The sequence below is a fragment of the Cupriavidus sp. 01L415 genome (genome assembly GCF_056400065.1).
The window spans coordinates 158,900-171,399 of sequence record NZ_JBFTSP010000003.1 but is presented as its reverse complement, the minus strand read 5'-3'; the positions used below and the strand labels follow the sequence as shown (position 1 = coordinate 171,399).

The window sequence follows — 12,500 nt, the reverse complement described above, 5'->3', positions numbered from 1 at the left end:
AATGACTTCTGACCGACCGCCGTTCGCGGGCCGCGGCTTTCGCGTCGACTACGACGGCCTCTCGGCGCACAACCTCTACGCCGAGGATGGGCGATCGATCCGCTACGCCATTGTTTCGGGCCCCTACGCAGGCGCGAGCGGGGAGGCGCCCTGCGAATGGCGGCAAATTGCGGAGGGCGTCTACGCAATCTCGTGGCAGGAAGCCGATGGCGCGACCGTGGTGCACGTCGACGACTTCGCCAACGGCCGGTCCATGGCGTTCTTCACCGCTGCTGACCGGACGTTCTACCGGATGCAGGGACCCTTGACCGCGCTGGCCGGCACGAATGACGCGTAAGGCGCCCCACGGGGAAACCGTCTGGCGAGCGTATATGCTGTCTGCATGGCACATCACGACCTTGACCGGTACAGCGGAAAGCGTGATTTCCGCATCACCACGGAACCCTCCGCGACGGCGCGCGGGAAGCGTGGGAAATCGCATCAGCTTCGCTTCGTAGTTCAGAAGCACTGGGCCAGGCGACTGCACTACGACTTTCGACTCGAGCTTGACGGCGTATTGATGAGTTGGGCTGTCCCCAAGGGGCCAAGCTTCGACCCGACAGAGAAGCGGATGGCGATCCACGTGGAAGACCATCCGCTCGACTATGCAGATTTCGAGGGCACGATCCCGCCGAAGCAGTATGGCGCGGGTACCGTCATCGTCTGGGACCACGGGACATGGGAGCCCATTGGTGATCCACATGCCGGCATGGAAGCCGGGAAGCTGGTGTTCCTGCTACACGGCCAGAAGCTTGCGGGTCGTTGGGAACTCGTGCGCATCTCCAGGTCCGATGACGCGCACGACCAATGGATCTTGTTCAAGAAGCGCGACCAATGGGCGCGATCGCTGGCCCAGTTCGACGTCATCAGCACCTTCCCTGACAGCGTCATAGCGCATCCGCTTGGCGCTCTCGAAGCGCCGAAAATCGTCGCGAATGGGGCTGCGGCCGCAGGAGCCTCTCTGGTCAATGCAAAGCGGTCAAAAACTCCGGCGCATCTTTCCCCACAACTCGCCGTGCCCACGACGTCTTTGCCGAGTGGGGGCAACTGGATCATCGAAGCAAAATTCGATGGATATAGGGTTCTGGCCAGAATCATCGATTCCAGGGTGACCTTGTTGACGCGTGGCGGCGAGGACTGGACGAACAAACTGAAAGGCGTCGCATCAGACATCGAGAAGCTAGGTATCTCCGAGGGGTGGGTAGACGGCGAGATAGTTGTTCTGCGTGACGGCGTGCCAGACTTCAACGCCTTGCAGAATGCGATCAAGGGCGAGGGCAATAACGACATTGTCTACTTTGTCTTCGACATTCCCTACTGGGAAGGGAATGACCTGAGGCGTACGCCGCTGAGCATGCGGCGTGCCCATCTGGCGCAACTGGTCGAAGGAAAAGCCGACCGGGTGCGTTTTAGCGAGAGCTTCGAAGCGCCGCCCGCGCAGGTTTTCAAGTCCGCATGCGAGCTTGGCCTGGAAGGCCTGGTGCTCAAGCGTGCCGAGTCTGCCTATACGTCGACGCGAAGTCCCGACTGGATAAAGGCCAAGTGCAAATTGAGACAGGAATTCGTTATCTGTGGCTTTGGCTATCGGGCAGGGTCACGAACTGAGGTGGGTCGGCTTCTGCTTGGTGTTTACGATCAAGGCAAACTTCGATTTGCCGGTAGTGTTGGTACCGGCTGGACCGGCAAGACCGCTACCGATCTGCGGGAGAAACTTGAAAAGCTGCAAGTCAGCAAGGCGGCTTTCGATGCGTCGGAAATGACGGGCACGCGCTGGGCGCAGGGCAATGCTGCTGCAACGCATTGGGTGAGGCAAAAGTTGGTTGCGGAGGTGGAGTTTTCCGCGTGGACACGCGATGGCCGCGTTCGTCATGCCTCATTCAAAGGTTTGCGCAGTGACAAGTCGCCGAAGGATATCCGTCAGGAGGCGGTTGAAGTCGATACCAACGTGTCTCGCAGCGCGGTGAAAGTGACGCATCCCGAACGAGTGATCGACTCCGCAAGTGGCATCAGGAAGCTCGATCTGGTTCGATACTATGAAAGCGTGGCGGAGTGGATGCTCCCCCATCTTGCTGCGCGGCCAGTTGCGTTCTTGCGCGCACCGGACGGTATCGGGAAGGAGGTCTTCTTCCAGAAACACCTCGAATCGAGCCGGCTGTCAGGGTTGACCGCGCATCCGAAGTCATTGTGGCCTGGGCATGGCGCCTTGCTGACGGTCGATTCAGCGGATGCCCTCGCCGCCGCTGCCCAGCTTAACGCGGTCGAATTTCACACGTGGAACTCGACGGTTGCCGCGCTTCGTTACCCGGACCGCATTGTCTTCGACCTTGATCCGGGCGAAGGTGTGTCGTGGCGGCATGTCCTGGAGGCGGCGCAACTGGTGCAAGGCTTCCTGACCGAGCTGGCGTTGAAAGCATGGATCAAGACCAGCGGGGGGAAAGGCCTGCACGTTGTCGTCCCACTGGCTCCGGAGTTGGATTACCCCACGGTCAAGGGCTTTTCACACGCTGTGGTGTGCCATCTGGCAAAGGTGCTTCCCGAGCGCTTTGTCGCCAAATCGGGAGCCGCCAACCGCAAAGGCAAGGTGTTCGTGGACTACCTTCGCAATGGCCTCGGGCAGACGACAGTCGCCGCATTTTCGGCCCGGGCCCGCCCCGGCATGGGGGTATCGATGCCCATATCATGGCGCCAACTCTCTGACCTGAAGGGTCCCGACTATTGGAACGTGCGTAATGCGCGCGAGTATCTGAGTTTCCAGCGCACCGATCCCTGGCGCGATTTCTGGAAGACGGCTCAGACGTTGACGGCTGCGATGGAACGTTTGGGCTGAATGAGGCGCAGCCCTCAGTCGCCACTCCGGCCACTCCAGCTCATGCAGCGCACGCCACGCGCGGAAGGGCGAGTTGTGCATGGTCGTCGTCTTTACCGCCTTTGTAATTCCTGACCGCCCATTGCCAGAGCGATTGTCGGCCATTGTTGCGCCGCACACGCACGCACACCGGCCGCCGGGCGGCGTCCACACGGGCAACCATTAACGCGCACCACCGGGAACGGGATTTGCGACATCCCACGAGGAGACTCACACCCTCGCACCGCGTCACATCGCGCGGGAGGCAGCGAGTCCCGGAGGCCGCGGCGCGACATTCCCGTCCGTTCCGGGCGCAAACAGGAAGACACGGAGATGAAATCCCTGAAAAGCATTGGTTCGCAGGTCGTCGTGCTGACGGGCGCCACCAGCGGAGTGGGCCTGATCACGGCGCGCAAGGCGGCGGCGCTGGGCGCCAGGCTGGTACTGGTGGCCCGCAGCGAGGATTCCCTGCAACGGCTGGCGGAAGAACTGCGCGAGTCGGGCGCGGAAGTCATCATTGTCAAGGCCGACGTGGGCAACCACGAAGACGTGGCACGCGTGTCGCAGGCGGCCATCGAGCGCTTTGGCGGATTCGATACCTGGATCAACAACGCCGGGGTGACCATCTTCGGCCGGCATGACGATGTGCCGCTGGAGGACCAGCGCCGGCTGTTCGACACCAACTACTGGGGCGTGGTCCACGGATCGCTGGCCGCTGCGGCACATCTGCGGCAGAACGGTGGCGCGATCATCAACATCGGCAGCGAGGCCTCCGATGGGCCGCTGCCGTTGCAGGGTGCCTACGCGGCATCCCAGCACGCGATCAAGGGCTTTACCGATACGCTGCGGCTCGAACTCGAGCAGGAGCGGGTGCCGATCTCGGTCACGCTGATCAAGCCGGCCGGCCTCGATACGCCCATCGTCACGCACGCCAAGAACTTCCTGCACGTGGAACCCCGCCTGCCGCCGCCGCTTTACGACCCCGCGCTGGCCGCGGACGCCATCCTGTTTGCCGCCGCGCATCCGCGCCGCGACATGTTCGTGGGGGCATCCGCCAAGGCCTTTTCCGCCGCCGCCTATCACGCGCCGCACACGTTCGACCGATTGATGCGCCGGTTCATGGGACGCGCGCAGCAGACGCGCGATCCCGCAGGCCCGCGCGAGGACAACGCGCTGTATGACGCCGGCAACGGCCTGAGGGAACGCACGGGCAGCCGGCGGGCGCTGCAGTCGTGTGCCTACACGACGACGGCAAGGCATCCGCTGCTGACCACCGCGCTGGTGGTGGGTGCATCGGCGGCGATGGCGTGCATGATGCAGCTGCGGAATCGGCGTTAGCGTCGATAGCGTCAATAGAGCCGACAGAAGCAGCATTGACCGAACCGCTCAGGCGCGCACGAGCACGGCTACAGGCAACCCCACCAGCACGTCCTTCATCCACAGGCAGCCCGCATGGGCGCTGACCGCGTGCCCGGTCAGGAAGTCCACCCAGTTGCCTTCGGCGTGCAGGCCGGTATCACCCCAACACTGCGGCGGGATGCGCGGCAACGCCGGGTCCGCATGCCGCGCCGCCAGCCGCGTGGCGATGACGATGGCTTCAGCCGTGCCGCAGCGCCGTGCGAACGCCAGCACTTGTGGCGCCAGCTTGCCATCGGCCGCCAGCCCTTCATAGGTGCCTTCCGCAAACAGCGCCGGCTGCTGGTGTCGCAGCTTCAATACCGCGCGAATCACCTGCTGCTTGATGCGGCCGTCGCGCCAGTGCTGCAACCAGTGCGACCAGCCCCCGCGACATTCCAGCTGCGACTGCAGCCGCGCGAAGTCCGGCGCGCGCCGGTTGTCGGGATCGACCAGGCTGAAGTCCCAGCCCTCGTTGCCCTGGTAGCGGTCCGGGACGCCCGGTGCCGTCAGCTGGATCAGGGTCTGGGACAGGCTGTTGATCGCCGCCGCGGGGCCGATGTGGTCGGCAAACTGGCCGATGCGCTCTAGCACGCTGTCCGGTTCACCGTTGGCGAGCGCCGCGAGGAAGGCCTCGCTGGCGGACTCGTAGGCGGTATCCGGATGCGTCCAGCTGCCGTGCCGCTTGGCCTCGCGGATCGATTTCCGCTGCCAGGCCAGGATGCGCTCGACGAACGCACGCTGGGCTTCCTCGGCCTGCAATGCGCGCGGATCGGCGGGCCATGCGCCCAGCAAGGTCTGGTAGAGCATGATCCGGTCCGCTCCGTCCGGCCCTCTGGGCGAGGCCACCAGCAACGGCGCCAGACGTGCTTCCCAGTCCGCGACCGCATCGGCCCATTCGCCGGCCAGTTCGCTCAGCACGGCCAGCCGCATGCGGGCGTCCTCGCCGCGCTTGTGGTCATGCGTGGCCACGGCCAGCATCGCGTGCGGATAGCCGTCGTGCCGCGCCGCCATGCGCGAGTGAAAGCGTTCGGGCGCCAGAGCGAGCGTGCCCGGGGAACTGCCAACCTCGTTGCGGGACAGCAGCCGGCCGTAACGATAGAAGGCCGTGTCCTCCGTCGACTTGGCCGCCAGCGCCGGCATGATCTGCTGGAGCTTCGTGCGTAGCTGCCCCGCGCGCGTATCGGGCCGGGCGTCGCCGCGCAATCGCGCGAGGATGAAATCGAGCGCGGCGGCCTCGTCGGGCGCCAGATGCGTGCGGGCAGTCTCCGCGGCGGCGGACACCATCGCCGTGTCGTATGCGCTGTCGCGTGCGGCTTCGTTCGACGTCTCGCCAGACGTCGTGAAGTCGGTGCGAAAGTAAGTGCGATAGACCGGAAACGCCACCAAAAACGATGACAGCGCATGGCGCAGCGCGTAATACGAGAGGTCTCGCGTGGCGGGCGCCTCGCGGGCCAGTTCGTGCAGGCGCGCGCAGACGGCGTCGAGTTCGGTGACGAGGTGGCGCGCCAGCACGCGGTGCCGGCCGGCGCCCACATAGTCCGCAAACGGACGGCTGTCCCCGCTGATGCGCATCCAGAGCGAGGTGAGCGCCGCCTCGCCGGCAAGGTCATGGAGCACCGCGCTCACGTTGTCCATGAAGTCATAGCCTGTGGTGCCATCCACGCGCCAGTCGGCGGGCAGCGGCTCATCCTCGGCGAGGATTTTTTCCACCACCAGCCACGGATGCGACAGCGCACGCGCGGCGGGTCGGCCGGGGCGCAACGTATCGAGTCGCTCGCGCACGCGCCGGCAGTAGCCGGCCGGGTCCGCCAGTCCGTCGACATGGTCGATGCGCAGGCCATCGATCCAGCCCTCGCGATACAGGCGGAATATCAGCGCGTGCACGGCTTCGAACACGTCGTCGCATTCCTCGCGCACGCCCACGAGGTCGCTGATCTCGAAGAAGCGGCGCCAGTTCAGCTCGGTCGCGGCGGTCCGCCACCATGCCAGTCGGTAATGCTGCCGTTCGAGCAGCGCATGCATGGCATCCGGGCCCGACGGGATTGCCATGTCGAGCATGGGCTCGGCGAGCGGCAGGTCGTGATCGCCATAGCGCAACGTGACCTGCCCGTCGCCGGTGCGCACCAGCGCGATGCCGCCGGCGGTCAGGGTGTGCCAGTAGGCGTCGGCCAGGATCGGCAGCAGCACCTTGCCGTGCAATGCCGGATCGCGCGATTGCCAGTCGATATCGAAGTCGCGAGCATGGCTGCTGTCCGCGCCGCGCGCCAGCACGTCGCGCCACCAGCCGTTGTGCGTGGCGCTGGCAGCCATATGGTTCGGCACGATGTCCACCACGATGCCGAGGCCCGCCCCCTGGGCCTGGCGGGCCAGTGCTAGAAAGCCGGCTTCGCCGCCCAGTTCCGGGTTGATCGCCGTAAAGTCGGTGACGTCATAGCCGTGCGTGGAGCCGGACCGCGCCGTGGTGATCGGGGAGAGATAGAGATGGCTTACGCCTAGCCCCGCGTAGTAGGGCACCAGTGCCGCGGCGTCCGCGAAGGTGAATCCCGCGTGCAGTTGCAGCCGTGCCGTGGCCCGCGGAATGCCGGTGGGGTCGAGTTCGGTCATGGCGCTTGCAGGCAGGTCACGCAGCAATGTTCCATCAGCGTGCCGGCGCGCAACGTGGCGATGGCGCCGGGCTGGCTGGCATGCAGCATTTCCCCGGCATCGCCATCCTGGTTGACGACGACGGGCTCCTCGCTGAAGTTGAGCCAGATCGCCAGCAGGCTGCCGTCGCCGAGTCGCCAGCGCGCCACCAGCGCCTTGTCCGCGAGGATCGTCACGCCGGCGGACTGGGCGCCGCGCAGGCGTGGCACGATTTCGTGCCGGCGGATCGACAGGAGTTCGCTGTAGTAGTGGTTCCACGCGCGGCAATAGCCATCGGTGTCGTCGCAGACTGGCCGAGACACCTCAAACGTTTCCGGCACGTTCGGATCGGCGATCTTCGCTGCCCGGTCGTTATCGCGAAATGCCGCCGTTGCGGAAAATTCCCGGCGGCGCCCGTCGCGCACGGCACTGGCCAGCGCGGGTGGATGGTCGGTGAAATACAGGAACGGCGTGCGTGCGCCATGCTCCTCGCCCATGAATACCAGCGGGATCTGCGGGCAAAGCAGTTGCAGCGCCACCGCCGCGCGCAGGGCATCCGGCTCCGCCAGCGTGGCTAGCCGCTCGCCAAACGCGCGATTGCCGGTCTGGTCGTGGTTCTGCAGGAACATCACGAACGCCGTGGACGGCAACCGGGCGCTGGGCTGGCCCCGCCGGATCTCGCGAGCTCGGGGGCCGTCATGGGAGCCGTCGTGGGATCGATACGGTGACATCTCCCCCTGCCAGGCAAATCCCTCGGCCAGCACGCGCGCCAGATGGCGCAGCGGCGGCGTGCCGGGTGCCGCCGTCACGGCACCGGGCAGGTCGGTGTTGTACTCCTGGTAGTAGCCATCGTGCTCGCCGGTCAGCAGCACATGCAGCGCGTGGTGGGCGTCGTCGTTCCACTGGGCGTCGTAGCCGGCATGCAGAAGCGCCACGTCGTTGTGGTCGTTCTCGAGCACCAGATGCAACTGGCGGCCGGGCAGGCAGTGGCGAAGCTGATCGGCCAGCTCCGGCAGCCAACCTTCGTCCTCGATGGCGTGCACGGCATCGAGCCGCAGCCCGTCGAAACGGAAGGATTCCAGCCAGTAGCGCGCGTTCTCGCCGAAGAATTGGCGGACTTCGGGCTGGCGGAAATCGATGGCCGGACCCCACGGCGTCTGGCGGTCCGCACGGAAGAACGGACTGGCGTAGCGGTGGAGGTAGTTGCCCTCGGGGCCGAAGTGGTTGTACACGACGTCGAGCAGCACCATCATGCCCAGCCCGTGAGCGGTATCGACCAGCGCGCGCAGTTCGTCAGGCGTGCCATAGCTGCGCTCTGGTGCAAACGGCAGCACGCCGTCGTAGCCCCAGTTACGCGCGCCGGGAAACTCGGCCAGCGGCATCAGTTCGACGGCGGTAAAGCCCAGCGTCGCCAGCCGATGCAGTTGCGTGGTGGCACCCGCGTAGCCGCCGAACAGCCCGACATGCAGTTCGTGGATCACTGCCTCGTGCCACGGGCGGCCATGCCATGCCGCGTGTTGCCACGCAAAGCCCTGCTCCGGCGATGGCAGGCAAAGCACGCTGGCGCCGTGCACGTCGTCGGCCTGCAGGCGCGAGGCCGGGTCCGGCACGATGGTGCCGTCGTCCAGCCGGAACCAGTAGCGCGCGTTGTCGCAGCAGGCCGTGACGGCATCGAACCAGCCCGCTTTCGCTTCCACTTGCGCCATCAGCATCGGCGTCATGCCGGCGACCTCCAGCCGGACGGGTTGCCGCTGCGCGGCGGCATCGGGTGCCCAGAGCCGGAAGCGTATGCGGCCATCGGCCAGGCGGACCGGGCCGAACCGGTAGGCCTCGGCCCCCTCGCCGGCGCAAGGCTGCTCCCGCGCGGCGGTGCCGAGCGTCTGCCAGCGCAGGGCGGGCTGGGTTTCCTTGCCGGGTGTCGCGGGGATCGCATGCATCATGGCGGGCTACCTTCAGGCTATCTTCAGGCGGACGTGGCCGCGCATCGGGTCAACGCGGGGGCGATGCCACCTGTCGCTGGCATGGCTTGCGCCGCAACAAGAAGGATGTTCGCGTTCAAGATGAGCCTCCCGCTGCCCGTTTTCGATCGCGGGCGAACGCGCGTGCGAAATTCGTCGCTGCGCGGATGCGCCCGTCCTCGTGTTGTCTTGCCCAACCCAACACGCCGGAACTGCGTTGCGAACACCGTGCCAGACCTGCGGCCCGGCACCGCGCAGCGATCTGTCGCGGCCGGCGGCCCATGTGCATGTATAAGCTGCCAGCCACCATTGTAGAAACTGCGCGCGCGTGTGCGCATCGGAAAAATGAACATCTCCGCCTGCGTGCCGGCAGGCATCATGTGCAGCGCACGCTGAACCCGCTACTGTGCTCGCCACCGGGACGTCGCGCGCCCTGGATGTGCCCGCTGGAGCGGCGCAGCAGGCAAACCGGCACCGGGTGCACGTGCCATACCCGCTCGCAGTACTCGCGAATCGCACGGTCGGACGAAAAGCGGCCCGAGTGCGCACACGACAGCACGGACATGCGCTGCCATCGCGGCGTATCGGCATAGGCGACGGACACTTCCTGCTGACAGTGGAAGTAGGACGCGAAGTCCGCCATCAGCAGATAGGGGTCATGCTGGAGCAGCCCGTCGAACAGCGGCCGGAACAGCGCGGTATCGCCCTTGCTGAAGAAACCATGCTGGATCAGCTCGACCACGGCGCGCAGTTCCGGGCTGCTGTCGTAGAACGCCGACGGATGGTAGCCGGCGGCCTTCAGCGCATAGACCTCGGACGCGTTGAGGCCGAACGGGAAGAAGTGATCCGCGCCGATGGCATCGCGCAGCTCGATGTTGGCGCCGTCCATGGTGCCGATGGTGATGGCGCCGTTCATCGCGAACTTCATGTTGCCGGTGCCGGACGCTTCCTTGCCGGCCAGCGAGATCTGCTCGGACACGTCCGCCGCCGGATAGATCTTCTGGCCGTAGGTCACATTGAAGTTCGGCAGGAAGACGACCTTCAGGCGGTCCCGCACTTGCGGGTCGCGGTTGACCACCTCGGCCACGGAGGTGATGAAGCGGATCATCAGCTTGGCGTAGTGGTAACCGGGCGCCGCCTTGCCTGCGAACAGGAAGGTGCGGGGCTGCACCTCGGCGTGCGGGTCGGATTTGATGCGGTGGTAGAGGGCGATGATATGCAGCACGGCCAGGTGCTGGCGCTTGTACTCGTGGATGCGCTTGACCATGACATCGAACATCGACGCCGGATCGACCGCCACGCCCGTGCAGTCGCGCACCAGGCGGGCGAGGTCGTCCTTGTTGTCGCGCCGCACCGCCTGCCAGCGCTCCCGGAACCCGGCGTCCTCCGCATGGGGCGCCAGCGCCCGCAATTCGTCCAGGTCCTTGATCCAGCCGTCCCCGATGACTTCGGTGACCAGCCGCGTCAGGCGCGGGTTGGACAGCGCCAGCCAGCGCCGGGGCGTCACCCCGTTGGTGATGCTGGTGAACTTCTCGGGCCACATTGCATAGACGTCCTTGAGCACGTCCTCGCGCATCAGCCGCGAATGCAGTTCCGCCACGCCGTTGATGGCGTGGCTGCCCACGCACGCGAGGTTGGCCATGCGCACGTGCCGCTCACCGTGCTCGTTGATCAGCGACAGCCGTTCCAGCCGCGATTCGTCGCCGTAGAAGCGGATGCGCACCTCTTCCAGGAAGCGCGCATTGATCTCGAAGATGATTTCCAGGTGCCGGGGCAGGATGCGGCGGAACAGCGGCAGTGGCCATTGCTCCAGCGCCTCGGGCAGCAGCGTGTGGTTGGTGTAGGCAAAGGCGCGCCGCGTGATGTCCCAGGCTTCCGTCCAGGCCAGGTCGTGGTCGTCCACCAGCAGCCGCATCAGTTCGGCGATGCCGATGGCCGGGTGCGTGTCATTGAGCTGCACCGCGAACTTCTCGTGGAAGCGAGTCACGGGAATGCCATGCGTGGCCATTACCCGCAGCATGTCCTGCAACGAGCACGCCACGAAGAAGTACTGCTGCTCCAGCCGAAGTTCCTTGCCTTGCCGGGTTTCATCGTTGGGGTAGAGCACCTTGGTCAGGTTCTCCGACGTCACCTTCTTGTCGACCGCCCCCAGGTAGTCGCCGCGATTGAAGATATGGAAGTCGAAGGCCTCCGTGGCTTCCGCGCGCCACAGCCGCAGGGTGTTGACCGTATTGACGCGGTAGCCGAGGATCGGCGAATCGAACGGCACGCCCACCACGGTCTTGACGGGCGCCCACCGCACGCGGTAGCGGCCGCGGTCATCGGTGTAATGCTCCGTGTGGCCGCCCAGGCGGACCTGTACGGCCCATTCGGAACGCTGGATCTCCCAGGGGTTGCCGTGGCGCAGCCACGTATCGGTGGATTCCACCTGCATGCCGTCGACGATGCTCTGGTGAAAGATGCCATACTCATAGCGGATGCCGTAGCCAACAGCGGGAATCTCCAGCGTTGCCAGCGAGTCCATGAAGCAGGCCGCCAGCCGGCCCAGGCCACCGTTGCCTAGCCCGGGTTCTTCCTCCTGCGCGAGGATGTCGTCCAGGTCCAGGTCCAGCGTGGCCATGGCCGCGCGGACTTCGTCGAAGATGCCCAGGTTGACGAGGTTGTTGCCGAGGTGCGGGCCCATCAGGAATTCCGCGGACAGGTAGGCCACGGTGCGCGACGGCTGGCTTTCATAGGCTTCGGCCGTGCTGATCCAGCGCTGCACCAGGCGGTCGCGCACGGTGTGGGCCAGCGCCTGGTACAGGTCGTTGCCGCTGGCATGGCCGGGCAGCTTGCCCTGCGTGTAGAAGACATGGTCGAGGAACGCACGCCGGATCGTGGCGCTGGACATCGCGGTACGGGTGTCGTCGGCATGATCGGTACTCGTGCCGGGATGGGCTGCCGCGTCCGGGGCCGGCCGCAGCCGGGATGCATCGGTCATCGCTTGGCTCCTGAGTCAAAACGCGGGGCAATGCCCCAGACAGTCATGCTAGGCAATCTGATGCGCCCGCGCCGTTACCCGTTACCCGTCGTTACCCGCCGTTACCGTTACGCGCGCGACGCTGGTATGAAACCTGCTCGGAGATGGGAGAGATGGACTCCCTGTCTCCGCTCACTGTTCCGAGGCCCATCATGACGAACCCGATCCCCCAAGAGCCCGTCCGCCGCCCGGACCATCGACCCGACCAGAGCCCCGACCACAACAAGGAAAAAGGGGACCAGCCGGCACGCAACCTGCCCGACAAGCATCCGGTGCCACCATCGGCCAGGCAACACGCCGGCAAGGCGCGGGCCCCGGCCCCGGCGCCCTGCTGAGGCCCTGTCGGGCCAGCCGGGCGCGCAGCGCCATCGCGGCGTGCGGTCTTGTATCTTTTTTTACGTAATCTCTGGCGTTTGTGCCGGCGGCGGAGGCCGTTGCCGGCACAACGAGCGCTATGATGAAAGCGCCGGCGTGCCATGCCGGCGGGAAGTTGCCGCCCCACGCCCCCCGTGACCGCGCGGGACGCGTGCCAGCAATGCCAGCACCAGCGGCGGCGGGATGGCCGCAACAACCCAAGCTTCCAGGAAAAGCAGCGCTTACGCCACAAGAGAGAGTTTCC

General features: G+C 65.8%; 7 protein-coding genes. 4 read left to right on the top strand and 3 right to left on the bottom strand.

The window, feature by feature from the left end; all coding sequences use genetic code 11:
- The first annotated feature begins 1 nt into the window (after position 1).
- The 3 genes from AC1DOX_RS08450 (at position 2) to AC1DOX_RS08440 (ending at position 4,222) form a co-directional block, all read left to right on the top strand.
- Positions 2 to 337: a MoaF-related domain-containing protein gene (locus AC1DOX_RS08450; RefSeq protein ID WP_441616646.1), complete on the top strand. Its 336-nt coding sequence runs from the start codon at positions 2 to 4 to the stop codon at positions 335 to 337.
- A 45-nt stretch (positions 338 to 382) separates the two neighbouring features.
- Positions 383 to 2,866, top strand: coding sequence for a DNA ligase D (gene ligD / locus AC1DOX_RS08445; protein ID WP_441616648.1), 2,484 nt, complete (start codon positions 383 to 385; stop codon positions 2,864 to 2,866).
- A gap of 351 nt (positions 2,867 to 3,217) precedes the next feature.
- The gene (locus AC1DOX_RS08440) at positions 3,218 to 4,222 is read left to right on the top strand and encodes an SDR family oxidoreductase (protein ID WP_441616650.1); all 1,005 of its coding nucleotides are present in this window, start codon (positions 3,218 to 3,220) and stop codon (positions 4,220 to 4,222) included.
- Positions 4,223 to 4,270: 48 nt separating this feature from the next.
- Here AC1DOX_RS08440 and treY read toward each other — a convergent pair whose 3' ends face one another.
- The 3 genes from treY to AC1DOX_RS08425 all read right to left on the bottom strand — a co-directional run bounded on the left by treY (position 4,271) and on the right by AC1DOX_RS08425 (position 11,752).
- The gene (treY, locus tag AC1DOX_RS08435; protein ID WP_441616652.1) at positions 4,271 to 6,886 is read right to left on the bottom strand and encodes a malto-oligosyltrehalose synthase; all 2,616 of its coding nucleotides are present in this window, start codon (positions 6,884 to 6,886) and stop codon (positions 4,271 to 4,273) included.
- Positions 6,883 to 8,844 carry a malto-oligosyltrehalose trehalohydrolase gene (gene treZ / locus AC1DOX_RS08430; RefSeq protein WP_441616654.1) on the bottom strand — a complete coding sequence of 654 codons (1,962 nt, stop codon included), beginning with the start codon at positions 8,842 to 8,844 and terminating at the stop codon, positions 6,883 to 6,885. Before treZ ends, treY begins: the two co-directional genes overlap by 4 nt.
- Before the next feature lie 394 nt (positions 8,845 to 9,238).
- Positions 9,239 to 11,752 (bottom strand): glycogen/starch/alpha-glucan phosphorylase, encoded by a 2,514-nt coding sequence (locus AC1DOX_RS08425; protein WP_441616909.1) that lies wholly within the window; start codon positions 11,750 to 11,752, stop codon positions 9,239 to 9,241.
- Between the two features lie 281 nt (positions 11,753 to 12,033).
- Here AC1DOX_RS08425 and AC1DOX_RS08420 point away from each other — a divergent pair, with 281 nt between their 5' ends.
- On the top strand, positions 12,034 to 12,216 hold the full coding sequence (locus AC1DOX_RS08420; RefSeq protein WP_441616656.1) for a hypothetical protein: 183 nt from the start codon (positions 12,034 to 12,036) through the stop codon (positions 12,214 to 12,216).
- Positions 12,217 to 12,500: the final 284 nt, after the last annotated feature.